The sequence below is a fragment of the Actinopolymorpha sp. B17G11 genome (assembly GCF_040196095.1).
Lineage (GTDB): Bacteria > Actinomycetota > Actinomycetes > Propionibacteriales > Actinopolymorphaceae > Thermasporomyces.
In genome coordinates, this window is the sequence record NZ_JBEFTW010000006.1 from 35,798 (window position 1) to 50,962 (window position 15,165).

At 68.5% G+C, this 15,165-nt stretch carries 9 protein-coding genes; 3 read left to right on the top strand and 6 right to left on the bottom strand.

Annotation, left to right across the window (positions count from 1 at the left end):
* Positions 1-27: 27 nt before the first annotated feature.
* The 5 genes from ABN028_RS08630 to ABN028_RS08650 all read right to left on the bottom strand — a co-directional run bounded on the left by ABN028_RS08630 (position 28) and on the right by ABN028_RS08650 (position 6,918).
* Positions 28-927 carry a nucleotidyl transferase AbiEii/AbiGii toxin family protein gene (locus ABN028_RS08630; protein WP_349696225.1) on the bottom strand — a complete coding sequence of 300 codons (900 nt, stop codon included), beginning with the start codon at positions 925-927 and terminating at the stop codon, positions 28-30.
* Positions 928-929: 2 nt separating this feature from the next.
* Positions 930-1,526 carry a type IV toxin-antitoxin system AbiEi family antitoxin domain-containing protein gene (locus tag ABN028_RS08635; RefSeq protein ID WP_349696226.1) on the bottom strand — a complete coding sequence of 199 codons (597 nt, stop codon included), beginning with the start codon at positions 1,524-1,526 and terminating at the stop codon, positions 930-932.
* A gap of 112 nt (positions 1,527-1,638) precedes the next feature.
* Positions 1,639-1,818 (bottom strand): DUF6104 family protein, encoded by a 180-nt coding sequence (locus ABN028_RS08640; RefSeq protein WP_349332031.1) that lies wholly within the window; start codon positions 1,816-1,818, stop codon positions 1,639-1,641.
* 36 nt (positions 1,819-1,854) lie between these two features.
* Entirely contained in the window at positions 1,855-5,652 is a 3,798-nt protein-coding gene (locus ABN028_RS08645; protein WP_502879172.1) for a multifunctional oxoglutarate decarboxylase/oxoglutarate dehydrogenase thiamine pyrophosphate-binding subunit/dihydrolipoyllysine-residue succinyltransferase subunit, read from the bottom strand.
* A gap of 183 nt (positions 5,653-5,835) precedes the next feature.
* Positions 5,836-6,918, bottom strand: a complete 1,083-nt coding sequence (locus ABN028_RS08650; protein WP_349332032.1) for a hypothetical protein — start codon at positions 6,916-6,918, stop codon at positions 5,836-5,838.
* A 317-nt stretch (positions 6,919-7,235) separates the two neighbouring features.
* Here ABN028_RS08650 and ABN028_RS08655 point away from each other — a divergent pair, with 317 nt between their 5' ends.
* Together ABN028_RS08655 and ABN028_RS08660 are read left to right on the top strand one after the other, a co-directional pair.
* Positions 7,236-8,876 (top strand): SagB family peptide dehydrogenase, encoded by a 1,641-nt coding sequence (locus ABN028_RS08655; RefSeq protein WP_349696227.1) that lies wholly within the window; start codon positions 7,236-7,238, stop codon positions 8,874-8,876.
* A gap of 566 nt (positions 8,877-9,442) precedes the next feature.
* Complete coding sequence (locus ABN028_RS08660) at positions 9,443-12,184, top strand: winged helix-turn-helix domain-containing protein (protein ID WP_349696228.1); 2,742 nt, start codon at positions 9,443-9,445, stop codon at positions 12,182-12,184.
* An 86-nt stretch (positions 12,185-12,270) separates the two neighbouring features.
* Here the strand turns inward: ABN028_RS08660 and ABN028_RS08665 are convergent, their stop codons facing one another.
* Positions 12,271-12,846, bottom strand: a complete 576-nt coding sequence (locus ABN028_RS08665) for a DUF7144 family membrane protein (RefSeq protein ID WP_349696229.1) — start codon at positions 12,844-12,846, stop codon at positions 12,271-12,273.
* Positions 12,847-13,266: 420 nt separating this feature from the next.
* On the opposite strand from ABN028_RS08665, the gene dnaK reads away from it, so the two are divergent.
* Positions 13,267-15,165 (top strand): molecular chaperone DnaK, encoded by a 1,899-nt coding sequence (gene dnaK, locus ABN028_RS08670; protein WP_349332036.1) that lies wholly within the window; start codon positions 13,267-13,269, stop codon positions 15,163-15,165.

Genomic DNA, 15,165 nt, shown 5'->3' on the forward strand with positions numbered 1-15,165 from the left:
CACTGGACGTTGTGACTGCTCGTGCGGCTACTGCCAGGCGCGCCGATCAGCTCGCCAGGTCCCGCCGGCCGCCGTCAGGTCCAGGATCGGGTCGGCATAGAGCGCGACGTCGCGCACGAGGCGGTCGAAACTCGATGGCAGAGGATCGCCGTCGACTCCGAGTTGCCGGCGGAACGCGGCGTACGCAGGGCGACGGATCTCGATCAGGCCGCCGATCGCCTCGCCGAGCCGCCGAAGGGGAGTGCCGCGGTAGTGTGCCGTCTTCTCGACCGCGGCTCTTGCTTCGGAGTAGTCGAGGTCGTGCCTGCCCGTCAATGTCCACATGTCCACGTAGTCCCTGACCCGGGTGTTCCCCTCGCCGAGGCTGACGGCCGTGCAGAGCTTCTCCGCCAGGACGGTCACCAGCGGGTATCCGAGGATGCAGATCGGTGGGCCGTCGCGGAGCACGGGGTAGGCAAGCTCGACTGGTGCGGGAGTGACCGGATCACCGACGTTGACGTCGAGTTTCAACTTGACCCGCGCCTGCGCGACGTGAGCGTCCATCGTGATGCGAACGCCACCGTAGAGGCCGTCGTCGCGGATGGCGGAGGTACGCACGGTCGTGGTCAGGAAGTCGACGCCGTCGTCCTCGGCAAGGCGCAGCTGACACACTTCCACGACCCGTGCGGCCACGGTTGCCTGATCCGCAGAGATGCGCCGGGCGAGCAGGTCTGCATCCTGCGTAGGACGGCGCGCGTCAAGGACGGCGAGCAGCAGTCCCCCCTTGAGGACGAACTCGTCGCGGTGTTCAGATGCGGCGATGCGGGCGAGAAACCGCTCGAGGACGTAGAACGTCAGCAGCTCCTGGGTCGGGCGGCGTTCCCGGCGGGCGCGGTTCTGCAGGTCCAGATAGGCGCGTCCTGCAGCGGTCCCTCGCGTCACCGGCATGGTCAGCTCGCCGTCAGGACGTCGAGGGCGGCCCGCAACGGCCCGGCCACATGCAGGGCACGCGCGAACTCGACGAGCTCGCCCACGCGGGCATCGCGTCCTGCGAGGTAGCGTCGCAACGCAATGAGTGCCGTCGCCTCGCCGAGGCGCGCTCTCAGCCGGAACACGTCCACCACGGTCCTTGGTGCGGAATAGACGCGGACGTGTTCACCTTCGGCCGCCTCCACCAACTCCACGCCCAGCTCGAACGTGTCGACGTCGAAGCGCGACACCTCGGTCGGCGGGTGATCGATGTGCGGCGGGCGCGAGGTGCGTGGCACGGCGATGTGGACGGCCGCGGGGATGTCGTCGGTCAGGTCGTGGAGCGCCAGCGCAGAGGTCAGGCACACCACTGCCTGCGGTACCCGCCGCGCGACCGCGAGCAGGTCGGGATACAGCGGCACGGGCGCGTCGGCCCTGCGAAAGACCCCTCGCGACAACTCGTTCAGGTCTCCCTGGTCGCGAAGGCGGTAGAGATCACGAGGGTGTACGCCGGCCTGCAGCGCCTCACCAGTGGTGAAGGTCGCAGGTAGGCCGGACAGTTCTTCCGCATCGAGCATGGATAAAAGTGTAGCCATCAACGGCGATTGTGGCTACGTTTCTATCCACGGCGGATCCAGCGTGAAGGGCAGGAACCTGGCCAAACCGTACGTATCGGAGTCCCGCAGGTTCTCAGTCGTCGTCCTCGTCGTCGAGGCGGGCGAGCCAGGTCGCCAGGCGTTCGACCGGCGTCTCGAACTCGGGGTTGAGGTCGACGAACTCCCGCAGCCGGTCGGCCAGCCAGGCGAGACTGACCTCCTCCTCGCCACGCCGGTCGGACAGCTCCTCGATACCACGATCGGTGAAGTACACGATGCAGACCTTCGCAGGGGAGACGCGAGCCCAGGCTCAGCTGTAGGCGTCGGAGAGCAGGGTGGCCTGCTCGATGCCGTGGACCGACGTGGACCCCACCGCCGGCGCTGCCGACGAAGGTCGCGCGACGAGCTCGATGCCTCGCCCGTCGATCTGCGGCACCAGGTTGAGCGCGATGTGCGGCCACGGACCCTGGTTGGCCGGCTCGTCCTGCACCCAGCGAATCTCCGCGTGCGGGTACTTCGCGAGCTCGGCCTTGATCGCGTCGACGGGGAGCGGGCTGAGCTGCTCCAGCCGGACGATCGCGGTTCGATCACCCTGCCGGCGCTTGCGTTCGGCCAGCAGTTCCCACGACACCTTCCCCGAGCAGAGCAGGACCTGCCTGACGCCGGCAGGGTCAACCACGTCGTCGGCGATGACCGGACGGAACCGCCCGCTCGTGAACTCCGCCGGCTGGCTCGTCGCCGCCTTGCTTCGCAGCATCCACTTCGGTGTGAAGACGACGAGTGGACGGTGCACGGCGCCCAGGGCGTGCCAACGCAACAGGTGGAAGTAGTTGGACGGCAGCGACGGCTGCGCGATCGTCATCGAGTCGCCCGCACCCATCTGCAGGAAGCGTTCGATCCGGGCCGAGGAGTGGTCGGGTCCCTGGCCTTCGTATCCGTGGGGGAGCAGGAGGACGACTCCGGACTGCTGACCCCACTTGGCCTCGCCCGACGAGATGAACTCGTCGATGATCGTCTGGGCGCCGTTGGCGAAGTCCCCGAACTGCGCCTCCCAGCAGACCAGCGCGTCGGGCCGCGCCACCGAGTAGCCGTACTCGAAGCCCATCGCCGCGAACTCGCTCAGCAGGGAGTCGTAGACGTAGAACGTCCCCTGCTGCTCGTCGAGGTTGGCGAGCGGAGTCCACTCGTCGCCGTTGTGCCGGTCGATGATGGTGGCGAACCGCTGTACGAAGGTGCCGCGCCGGCTGTCCTGCCCGGCGAGCCGCACCGGCCGGCCGGCCATGAGCAGCGAACCGAACGCCACCATCTCCGCCGTCGCCCAGTCGATGGGGCCCTCCGTGATGGCGGCGGCGCGCCGCTGCAGTTGCGGGAGCACCTTCTGGTGCACCGTGAAACCCTCGGGCACAGATACGTGGGCGTCGGAGATCCGCTTGAGCACCTCCAGCGGCACGGCGGTCTCGAGCTCCGCCGCCGGCTTCTCGGGGTACTCCGGAGCGGTGACGTAGTCGTCCTCGGCTGGAGCGCTCTTCGCGGCACGAACCTCGGCGAACACCCGCTCCAGGCGTTCCTGGTAATCCTGCAGCGCCTGCTCGGCCTCCTCGACCGAGATGTCGCCGCGGCCGATGAGTGCCTCGGTGTAGAGCTTGCGGACCGAGCGCTTCTGCTCGATCAGGTCGTACATCCGCGGCTGGGTGAACGACGGGTCGTCGCCCTCGTTGTGACCACGGCGGCGGTAGCAGATCACGTCGAGCACGACGTCCTTGTGGAACGTCTGGCGGTAGTCGAACGCCAGCCGCGCCACCCGGATGCAGGCCTCGGGGTCGTCACCGTTGACGTGGAAGATCGGCGCCTGGATCATCCGTGCGACGTCGGTGCAGTACGTCGACGACCGCGACGCCGTGGGCGCGGTCGTGAACCCGACCTGGTTGTTGACGATCACGTGGATCGTGCCGCCGGTGCGGTAGCCGCGCAGTTGCGAGAGGTTGAGCGTCTCGGCAACCACGCCCTGGCCGGCGAACGCCGCGTCGCCGTGGATGAGCACCGGCAGCACCGGGAAGTCGAGCCCGCGGTTGAGGATGTCCTGCTTGGCCCGCGCGATGCCCTCCAGCACCGGGTCGACCGCCTCCAGGTGGGACGGGTTCGCCGCGACGGACACCTTGATCCGGGCGCCGCTGTCGGCGGTGAACTCACCCTCGGCACCCAGGTGGTACTTCACGTCGCCGGAACCCTGGATCGTCCGCGGGTCGATGTTGCCCTCGAACTCCCGGAAGATGTGTGCCGGGCTCTTGCCGGCGATGTTGGCAAGCACGTTGAGCCGGCCGCGGTGGGCCATGCCGATGGTCACCTCGTCGAGGTCGGCCATCGCGGCCTGCTCGCAGATCTCGTCGAGCAGTGCGATCGCGGACTCGCCACCCTCCAGGCTGAACCGCCGTTGCCCGACGTACTTCGTCTGCAGGAACGTCTCGAACGCCTCGGCCTGGTTGAGCTTGGCGAGGATGCGCAGCTGCTCGGTGCGGGGGAGCTTGTCCTGCGGACGTTCGACGCGGTCCTGGATCCAGCGGCGTTCCTCCGGCTCCTGGATGTGCATGTACTCGATGCCGACCGTGCGGGAGTACGCATCGCGCAGCAGGCCGAGGATGTGCCGCAGCATCATGAAACGCTTGCCGCTGCCGAAGCTCCCGGTGGCGAACTCCCGGTCGAGGTCCCACAGCGTGAGCCCGTGCGTCACGACGTCGAGGTCGGCGTGCCGGCGGACCTTGTAGTCGAGCGGGTCGGTGTCGGCGATCAGGTGGCCGCGCACGCGGTAGGCGTGGATCAGCTCCAGCACCCTGGCCTGCCGGCCGATCTCGTCGTCGTGCGAGGTGGGGATGTCGGAGACCCAGCGGACCGGTTCGTACGGGATCCGCAGGGCGGCGAAGATGTCCTCGTAGAAGTCGTCCTCGCCGAGGAGCAGGTGGTGCACTCGGCGCAGGAAGTCACCCGACTGTGCGCCCTGGATGACCCGGTGGTCGTAGGTCGAGGTCAGTGTCATGGTCTTGCTGACGGCGAGCCGGTTGAGCGTCTCCTCGGCCGCGCCCTGGTATTCGGCCGGGTACTCCATCGCGCCGACCCCGACGATGGCGCTCTGGCCGGCCATCAGCCGCGGTACCGGGTGGGTGGTGCCGACCGTGCCGACGTTCGTGAGGCTGATGGTGGTGCCCTGGAAGTCCTCGACGGTCAGCTTGTTGGTCCGGGCGCGGCGTACGACGTCCTCGTACGCACCCCAGAACGAGGCGAAGTCGAGGGTCTCGGCGGCCTTGATGTTGGGCACGAGCAGCTGCCGGGTGCCGTCCGGCTTCTGGATGTCGATCGCGAGGCCGAGTGAGAGGTGCGGGGGCTTGACCATGGCCGGCTTGCCGTCGGCCTCGGTGTAGCTGTAGTTCATCTCCGGCATCGACCGGACGGCCTTGGCGATGGCGTAGCCGATGATGTGGGTGAAGCTGACCTTGCCGCCGCGCGAGCGGGCCAGGTGGTTGTTGATGACGATGCGGTTGTCGATCAGCAGCTTCACCGGGACCTGCCGCACGCTGGTGGCGGTGGGGACGGTGAGGCTCTGGTCCATGTTCTTGGCGGTGCGCGCCGCGGCACCACGCAGGGGCACCAGCTCCGGCTTCTCGGCGGCGGCGGCCGGCTGGGCGCCCTCCTTGGCCGGAGGCGCCGCCTGGCCACCCGTCGGGACCGTGGACGGGGCGGTCGGCGCCTTGGGTTCGCCGGTGCGCGCCGTCGCCCGTGCGGGGCCGCCGGGGCTGGCGGAGGGCCTGGCCGGTCGCGTGGTGGTCGACGGCCCCGGGTCGGAGCCGGAGGGATGGACCTTGGGGCGCGGGGCCGGCCCGAGCGAGGTGGCCGCGGAACGCTTCTCGCCGGGCGGGGCGGTGCCCTCGTCCCGGTCGCGACCGTTGGACTCGGGGTGGTAGTCACGGAAGAACGCCAGCCACGCCTTGTCCACCGAGTCGGGATCTTTGAGGTAGCGCTGGTACATCTCGTCGACGAGCCACTCATTTGTCCCAAACTGGGACAGCGGGTCGTTGTGCGAGGACTGGGACGCCACGGCGTTAATCGCCTCTTCCACTCACCATCATGGTTCGAACCGTCTTTGGGCTTCCGGGGCCAAGCGTAGTCGTCGGTTTCAACTCCATACGTGACGGACACGTCACAACGGCGATGTGGCGCCGTGCGGGCATGGTGATACCACGCAGCGTCGCTGTCGGGCTGTCTCGCAGGAGCATCGTCGAGGGTCTGGAGGCTCCGACCCCTACAGGTCGGGGAGCTGTGACGCGGACAGGACGTACTGGAAGAGGTTCCGGTAACGCCGCATGACCGTACGCAGCTCGTCGGTGCTCATGCTGTCGTTGTGCCGCCACTCCCGCTCGATGCGGTCGCGGTGGTCGGTGAACGTCGAGGTGACGAACTGCATCGCGTCCCCGATGAGCAGGCCGGCCTCGCGAACCGCGTCACGCGGGTCGTCGAGGATCTGCGCCTGGGTGACGAGCCAGCGGTGCTGGAGTTCCTCCACGTGCCGCTTGCGAGCGGCCTCGAGCTGCTCGGCCTCGCTGGGCCGTGACAACTCCTCGCCGGTGTCCTCGAGCGGGTCACTGTCGTCCTCGTCGCGGCTGTCCTGGATGTCGGAGTGCTTCGGCTCGCCGAGGGACTGGTTTCCGGCCTGACTCGCGTCGGGTTGCCAGGTGATCCCACTCGGCGTGGACGGGACGGACTGGAGTCGCGGGGTGTCCGAGGGCGTGGCGTCGTCGGAGCGGGTCGAGGTGGTCACGGGACCTTCCCAGGAGTCGCGCGGCGTGGTGGCCGCGGACGTCGGAACTGGTGGGCGAGAGGTGGATTCGTGCGGCTTGGGCTCGAACGGGCTGCGGTCGGGCTCGAATCGACTGCGGTCCGCCTCGAACTGGCTACGGTCGGGTCCGAGCGGGCTGTCGGTCTTGCCCCGATCGGGGTCGAACCGGCCCCGATCCGGATCGAACGTCCGCCCGGCGTCGACTCGCCCCTGCTCGAACGGCGGGGTGTCGACGAACTGCGGGGGTTCGAACTGGCCACGGTCGCGGGGCTCGAAGCCCGGGCCTGGGCCTGGACCGGGTCCGGGCATGCCGTTGGCGCGCTCGGGTGGTGCACTCTTCAGATCGTCGGACGGCGGTGGACGCAGGCCGGGCGGGGCGAAGGCCTCGAAGCCCTCGGGGACGTGGGGATCCCGCGGTGCCGGAGGGCCGGGTTCGAGGGTGCGCTCGAACCGGTGGGCGTCGTTGGCCACGTTGTCGTCACCTTCTGTTTCGGGGGGTGAGGTGAGCCGCTCCAGCCACGACTTCCGGCCCTTCTGGACGTCTCGCATCGACGTTCCTCCAGATTTGCTAATCGACACAGCCCCTGCTAATCGACACAGCCCCAGCCGATGAGTCCGCGGATCTTGGCACGATGAGTCGGGGCGAGCCTGTAGCACGTGAGTGTTCCTGTCAAGCCCGGTTATCACGCATTGTTATCTGCGCTCTGCAAAGCGTCATCGCGTGTATGTGCTCAGTGGCTGTCCGCAATTATGCCGCCTCATTCCTCTTCTACTTTCCGTGGTGTCCTGTCCGGATTTCGGGTGACAGGTTGTGATGGATCCGTTGCGTTCCGGAGCCACCCGAGTGGCCGGCGAGAATGGTTCAGATGAGCGGGAACGAGGACATCGCGAAGGCATGGGCGTTTCACGACGCCACGAAGTACTCGGTCCGGGAGGAGGCTGAGGGTCCGGCCTTCGCGATGGGGACGCCGCCCCAGCTCGAGAACGCGATCTGGGAGGAGGACCGTTCGCTCGAGCCCTATCCGTACAAGATCTACAGCTCACTCGCGCCGATCCCGCTCCCTCGGGAGTTTCCGCGTTCGGACGTGCCGGCACTCGATGCGCTCGCCCGCGTCGGCACGGAGACGCAGGCGGGCACAGACCAGCCCGACCTCGCGACGCTGGCCCGGATCGCGCTCTTCTCCTGCGGCGTCCTCGACCGGCGGACGACACTGCGGGGCGGGCGGATCATCGACTACCGCGCCGCGGGCGGCACGGGGGCGCGCTACCACCTCGAGGCGTACTTCGTCTGCGGTGACCTTCCCGACCTCCCCGCCGGGCTGTACCACTACGCCGCGCACGACCACAGCCTGCGGCGGTTGCGGTCCGGCGACTTCCGAGGCGTCCTCGTCGACGCGACCGGGGGCGAACCGGCACTGGCGTCCGCTCCTGTCGTCCTCGCCCTGACGAGTACGTTCTGGCGGAATGCGTGGCGCTACAAGGCTCGTGCGTACCGCCATGCCTACTGGGACGCGGGGACGACACTGTCGCACGTGCGTGGCCTGGCCGCGTCCTGCGGACTTCCGGCCACGCTGGTGCTGGGTTACGTCGACCGGGAGGTCAACGACCTGCTCGGCGTTGACGGCGTACGCGAGGCGACGGTGGCCATGTGCGCGATCGGGCGGGATGGGCGCCGCCCTCCCGCCGGGCATCCGGAGATGGCGCCGCTCGACCTCCCCACCAAGGCGATCTCTGGCCGGGAGGTGGAGTTCCCGCTCATCCCGCGGACCCATGCGGCGTCCCGTCTGGACTCGGCCGCCGAGGTGGAACGGTGGCGCGCCGCGGCTCTTCGTCGTACGCCTGCGGAACCGCGGGGTCGCCTGGTGCCACTCGAGCCCCTGTCGCCCGGCCAGCTCGCGGGTGCGCCCGTGGAGGATGTCATCGCTCGCCGGCGGTCGACCCGGCATTTCGACGTCGAGGCGGAGCTGCCGTTCGAAGCGTTCTCGACCCTGCTCGACCGCTCGACGCGCGGGATCGCGGCCGACTGCCTCGCCCCCGGAGCGCCTGCCCTGCACGACTGCTACCTCATCGTCCGCGGCGTCGAAGGGCTCGCGCCCGGTGTCTACGTCCACCATCCGGGCCGCGGCGACCATGGGGCGGGTGCCGTCGAGCTGCTGCGGCAAGGCGACTTCCGGCAGGAGGCGCGGCGACTGGCCGTCGGGCAGTGGTACACGGCCGACGCCCACGTCAACGCCTACTACCTGACCGATCTGCACGACGTTCTGGGGGCGTACGGAAACCGGGGTTACCGGTTGAGCCAGCTCGAGAGCGCCCTGCGCGCCGGCATCGTCCACCTGGGTACGCATGCGTTGGGGGCACTGGAGCACGGGGGCGAGGTGGTGCGGCTCGGCGCCGTGGGCTCGACGTCGTGCGACGACGAGGTGGTGGAGTTCTTCTCCCCACACGCCGCCGGGATGAGCTACATGTTCGTGACGGTGTTCGGCCGGCGGCGGCCGAGCCGGCGGTGAGTCGGGTCGGACCAAAGGAGTCGACCACGACCACGACAAGCACGTGGTCGCTCGCGCAGGGACGACGTTCGCACGGTATGTCTGGTCCGTTGCGGATGTCTGGTGCGTTCAGGTCAAAATGCCGATAGCGCTCCCGCCCGAATATGTGCTGGGTTGGTTGAGCTGGGTTGGTTGGTCAACGCACATTCGCGATGCGGCCGATGTCGCGTTCAGGGTGGAGGCGGCCGGGTATCTCCTAGCCAGCCAGGCGGCAGGGCGTCATGGTCTCGCGTTTCTCCGGCGGGCAGGTGCCGATTTCGAACAACCAGAAAAGCCCGCGGAGGACGCCGGGCGGGGCGCATAGTCGAAAGGTAGCTGGGCTGGGATGGCGAATCGACAAAGATCACTCGCGACGGGTGAACTTTGCCTGATGGGGCTTCGACAGGCGGGGAAGGAGGGGCATGGCTCGCGAGCCAGGATTGAGCAAAGCGGTGAGTTCGCCGACAGATCGGTTGATCCCGCGCGCACGTGTTCCCCTTGACCAGGGACGCCCGCGAAGCGTTCTCGACGCCAAGGTGTCGGCGCCGGTGCCCGCGGTTCCAGTCCTGCCGAGGCCCCGGCTCTTTCACGCCCTGACCGACGCGACCGAGCGCCGGGTGACCGTCCTCAACGCCTCTGCCGGTGCCGGAAAGACGATGCTCCTGGCCTCGTGGTCGGCATGGTCGACCGGGCAACGTGTCGCCTGGGTCTCGTGCGACCGGAACGACAACGAGCCGAAGGTGTTCTGGGCCTGCGTCGTGGAGGCACTTCGCCGAGTGTGTGGGCGCGGCTCCGAAAGCCTCGGGCAGCTGGCCGGGCACGATGACCTCGCGGACCCACAGTTCGCCGAACGGTTGCTCGACACCCTTGCCCCGCTTGACGATCCGGTCGTACTCGTCCTGGACCAGGCGCACGAGATCACCGACTGGAGACTGCTTGCCGGCCTGGAGATCCTGCTCCGCCACGCACCGCCGACGCTTCGACTGGTCCTTTCTGGCCGTGGGTTTCCCGCACTGTCCTTGGCCCGGTTGCGGGTGGCCGGTGAACTTGCCGACATCGGTCCGGCGGAGCTGGCGTGTACGCCGGCCGAGACGCGGGACCTCTTCGCCCTGTTCGGTCTCGACCTGGCGCCTCCTCAGATCGCCGGCCTGCTCGAACGCACCGGAGGATGGATGGCCGGCCTGCGGCTCGCGACCCTGTGGTGGCAGGCCCAGCCGCCGCAGCGGCGGGACCCGGCCGGCTTCACCGGTGACGAGCCGCTCGTCGCCGACTACCTCTCCGATGAGGTCGTTGGCTCGCGGTCGTCGCAGCTGCGGCGGTTTCTCCTGCGTACGTGCGTGGTCGACAGGGTCACCGGTGAGCTCGCCGACGTTCTCACCGGCGGGAGCGACGGGCAGAAGACGCTCGACGTGCTCGAACGCGAGAACGCGCTCGTCGTACCCGTCGGTCGGCAACGCACGTGGTACCACTACAGCCCGCTGCTGCGTGAGTTCCTCACCGACCGGATCGGTCGGGAGATGCCGGACGAGATCGCCGGCCTGCACCGGTTGGCCGCCGGATGGCTCTCCCGCCGAGGGTTCCTCGTCGACGCCGCACGCAACGCCGCGGCCGCGGGGGACTGGCGGTTGGCCGGCACGCTCCTGGCCGGCGACGGGGACCGCGCCTCCGCCAACGGCGAAGGTGCCGCGCTCGAACCGTTGCTCGCCGGCATCCCCGCCGACGAGATCGCGGCGAACCCCGAGCTGGCGGCCGTCTGTGCGACCGCCCGGTTGAACGCCGGCGACCCCGACGGTGCCGAGGCGTTCCTGTCAGTTTCGTCGGGTCCAGTCGTGTCGGGTCCTGACGGGTCGGGTCCTGACCGGTCGGGTCCTGACGGGTCGGGCATGGCGGACGGTGGTACGACCACGCACGACCTGTCATCGTCCACGGCTCCGGCCGAAGCCGTGGACGGCCTCGCTCGCGAGGTCAAGGTCACCGAGCTCCGGCTGCATCAGGGCTGCCTGCGCGGGCGCGTCGACGCTACTGTCATGACCCGTGCGCACCAGCTTCTCGACGACATGGGCGGTGCCGGACTGCGGTCACACCACCGGAACGGCCTTGCGGGGCTGGCGTACTGGCTCGGCATCGCGGAACTGTGGAACGGTCACCTGAGCGCGGCGCGCACGTCCCTGGCTCGGGCGGTGCCGCTTCTTGCCGAGAACGGCTTCGGGCGGTGGGAACGCCGCGCGCATGCCTGGCTCGCGTTGCTCGACGCCGTTGACGGCCGGCTCGAACGCGCCGAGCGCGCGATCCGGGGTGAACGAAGTGAGCCGCCGAGTGACCCGGTGCGCCTGCTGTACGACATGGCCCAGGTCGTGATCGACGTCGAGCGGGACCGGCTCGACCAGGCGTGGAACCTGCTCGCCACCATCGCCGTGCCGCCGGGGGAAGACGCCGCGGACGCGGCCGGAGACGCCGGTTCGGCCGACCCGCCGCTGTGGGAACTGTACGGCCTGCTCCGGGCCCGGATCCTCATCCACCAAGGAGATCTGGGCGCGGCCAGGGCCGAGATCGCCACGGCGAAGGACGACGCGGTCCGGCTGCGTACCCAGGTGAAGCGTTACGCCACTCTGCTCGAGATCGACATCGCTTTACAGGAAGGCAATCCGGTGCAGGGTCGGGCCATTCTGTCGGCCGCGACGGACCCGCGGCGGGTTGGCGGATCGGATTCCACGCCGGCAGCGGTCCGGGTGGCCGACGGGCGCCTGCATCTCGCCAGTGGAGATCCCGCGGCGGCGCTCGACGCCGTCACGCCATGCCTGTCGGGTACGTCCGCAGAGACCCGCCTCGTCGACACCGTCGCCGCGCTTCTGGTTGCCGCGACGGCGCAGCGGCGGTTGGGTACCCAGGCATCGGCGACCGGCTACCTCGAACAAGCCCTGGCCCTCGGCCGTGACGACGGCCTCGTCCGGGTCTTCCTCGACGCGGGCCGCGGTGTACGGGCGCTGCTGACCGTCGTGATTCCGCCGGAGGGTCCGCACGCGAGCTTCCGCAGTGCCCTGCTGCACCGCTTCGACGTCCAGCCCACGGCCACCTGGAAGTCGCCGGACCAGACCGTTCGGTTGACGGCGAGCGAACGCGCTGTCCTGCACTACCTGCCGTCCCATCTCACCAACGAGGAGATCGCCCAGGATCTCTGCCTGTCGGTGAACACCGTGAAGTCGCATCTTCGGACGCTCTACCGCAAGCTCGGCGTCGGCAGCCGGCGCGAGGCGATCGCGCGGGCACTGCAGCTCGAACTCCTCAGGTAGGTAGTCACGACCCGTGGCGAGGACGCCGGAAGGTCACCCCGAGCGGGGTGACCTTCCGACGGTTCCTCTGTGAGCGGTTGCGTCCCTCAGGCGCGAGCCGTCTCCGTGTCCCGACCGTGAACGGCGAGAGCGTAGATGGCGATCAGGTCGACCGCGATCATGACGATCGACCAGATCGGGAACGCGGCCAGCGTGAGGAAGTTCGCGATCAGTGCGAGGCTGACCAGCGCGAGCCCGACATACCTTCCCCATGCCTGGCCCCCGAAGACCGCGAGGCCGGTGCCGATGAGGAGTGCGGCGAGAGCGATGTGGATCCATGCCCAGGCCGTGTAGTTGAAGGCCACAGCGAGTCCCGTGCTCCCGACGATGTAGTACCCAGTATTGACCAGGGCGGTGAGGCCCCAGATCAGCTGGAACACACCGAGGACGGCCAGGACGGTACCGGCATAGGTCAACCAACCAGATTCGGCGCCCATGCCCATCGGAGCCCGGCGCCCCTCCTCAGAACGACGTGCCTCCGGAACGGTGGGCCGTGCCTCCGTACCGCGTTGCTGCGCCTCAGCTCCACGCTGCTGCGCTTCGGTGCCACGCTGCTGGGCCGCATCCTGCGCTTCTTGCTGCGCCGAGCGGCCTGTATCGCGGCGTCCACCCATGTCTGTCATGGCCCAACCCCCTGAATGGTCTGCGCCCCCTACGTCATTCCGAAGGCGTCCACACACCACGGTCCGCGTAACGCACGACAAGGGCGTCACCCATTCCGGGTGAAGTCAGGTCCCTCGGTACCGCGTCCGAAAGCGTCACGAAGCCGGGCGATGCGTACCGGGACGAGAAGGCGGCCCGGACCGCGGCTGCCACGCGGTCGACCGTCCGGTCGACGTGACGAACGTCCCCAGGATGGCCGGGACCTCGGCGGGGGCGCGCCACCCCATCGGGGTGAAGGCGACGGACACCAGTTTTCGCACGGCCTTTCGACCCGCTGCATGCCTTCCTTGTTCAGGTTGCCGCCGGTGTTGACGCCGCGTGACACTGATTTTGCCGGCCACAAACGGAATTCGAACCGATAGACGAGAGTGGGCCAGGCGATGGCGACAGCGGTGGGAATTGATCTAGGGACGACGAACTCGGTCATTGCGGCGATGGAGGGTGGAAAACCGTCCGTCATCCCCAATGCGGAAGGTTCGCGGACAACGCCTTCAGTCGTGGCATTCACCGACCAGGGCGAACGGCTGGTCGGACAGCTGGCCCGTCGGCAGGCCATTCTGAATCCCAAGGGGACGATCTACTCGGCGAAACGCTTCATCGGCCGCCGCTATTCGGAGATTTCGAGCGAGCAGCACTCGGTGTCCTTCGACGTGGTCGAGGGACCCGACGGCACAGCGCGTTTCGAGGTTCGCGGAAAGCAGTATTCGCCTGAGGAGATTTCTGCCCTGATTCTTCGCAAACTCGCCGATGACGCCGGGAAGTATCTGGGCGAGCGGGTCACCGAGGCGGTTGTCACCGTTCCTGCGTACTTCAACGACGCACAACGCCAGGCGACCAAGGACGCCGGACGAATCGCGGGCCTCGAGGTGCTTCGGATCATCAACGAGCCGACGGCGGCGGCCCTCGCGTACGGCCTGGACAGGTTGCAGCACGAGACGGTGCTGGTCTTCGATCTCGGTGGTGGCACCTTCGATGTCAGCCTGCTCGACGTCGGCGACGGCGTGGTGGAGGTGCGGGCGACCTCTGGTGACACGCACCTTGGCGGTGACGACTTCGACCGGCGGATCGTCGACCATCTGGCCGAGGAGTTCCAGCGCAGCGACGGGATCGACCTGCGCGTGGATCCGCAGGCGTTGCAACGGTTGTTCGAGGCGGCAGAGAAAGCGAAGGTCGAACTGTCGTCGGTGACGCAGACCACGATCAGTCTGCCGTTCGTCACCGCGGACGCCTCGGGTCCCAAGCATCTTCAGGCGACGTTGATGCGCTCGACGTTCGAGGAGATCACCGCTGATCTGGTGGAGCGCTGCACCGAGCCGGTACGCCAGGCGATGGCAGACGCCAAGGTCACCGCCGATGACATCGACGAGGTGATCCTGGTCGGTGGCGCGACCCGGATGCCGGCGATCCAGAGCCTCGTCCGGCGGATGACCGGCGGCAAGGATCCCAACATGACGGTCAATCCGGACGAGGTGGTCGCCCTGGGTGCCGCCACACAGGCGGCCGTGCTCAAGGGCGAGATGAAGGACGTGCTGTTGCTCGACGTCACGCCGCTCTCGCTGGGGCTCGAGACGCTCGGCGGCGTGATGACGAAGGTCATCGAGCGCAACACGACGATCCCGGCCCGGCGCACGGAGACGTTCAGCACCGCTGAGGACAACCAGTCGGCGGTCGACATCGTTGTCCTGCAGGGCGAACGCGAGCGGGCGGCCGACAACCGCGTGCTCGGGAGGTTCCGGCTGGAGAACATCCGACCCGCACCGCGTGGCGAACCGCAGGTCGAGGTGACGTTCGATATCGACGCGAACGGGATCCTCCATGTCACCGCGCGGGACCGCGACACCGGTGCGGAGCAGAAGATCACGATCAGCGACACGTCGAACCTCGACCGGGCCGAAGTGGAACGCATGGTGGCCGACGCCGAACGCTTCCGTGCCGACGACACACGGTTGCGTGAGACGGTCGACGCACGCAACGAGCTCGATTCTGTGGCCTACAGCGTCGAACGCGTCCTGAACGAGGTCGGTGACGCCGCTCCCGAGCACGAGAGGGCTCGTGCCCAGATGCTGGTCGGTGATGCGCGGCAGGCCGTCAAGGACGACACCGTGTCGCTGGACCGCCTGCGCGGTCTGACGAGCGACCTGCAGCAGGTCTACCACAGCATCAGCGCGGTCCGGACCCAGCCAGGTGGGGAAGGAACGCCCGGCGGTCCGGGCGGTGGCCCGGGCGGTCAGGGCGGATCCGACGAGGACGTCATCGACGCCGAGTTCACGACGGACTGA

Bases quoted from the DNA above. Each gene is read 5' to 3' on its own strand.
- ABN028_RS08630 (WP_349696225.1), bottom strand. From the start codon at position 927: ATGCCGGTGACGCGAGGGACCGCTGCAGGACGCGCCTATCTGGACCTG.
- dnaK (WP_349332036.1), top strand. From the start codon at position 13,267: ATGGCGACAGCGGTGGGAATTGATCTAGGGACGACGAACTCGGTCATT.
- ABN028_RS08655 (WP_349696227.1), top strand. From the start codon at position 7,236: ATGAGCGGGAACGAGGACATCGCGAAGGCATGGGCGTTTCACGACGCC.
- ABN028_RS08665 (WP_349696229.1), bottom strand. From the start codon at position 12,846: ATGACAGACATGGGTGGACGCCGCGATACAGGCCGCTCGGCGCAGCAA.
- ABN028_RS08650 (WP_349332032.1), bottom strand. From the start codon at position 6,918: ATGCGAGACGTCCAGAAGGGCCGGAAGTCGTGGCTGGAGCGGCTCACC.
- ABN028_RS08635 (WP_349696226.1), bottom strand. From the start codon at position 1,526: ATGCTCGATGCGGAAGAACTGTCCGGCCTACCTGCGACCTTCACCACT.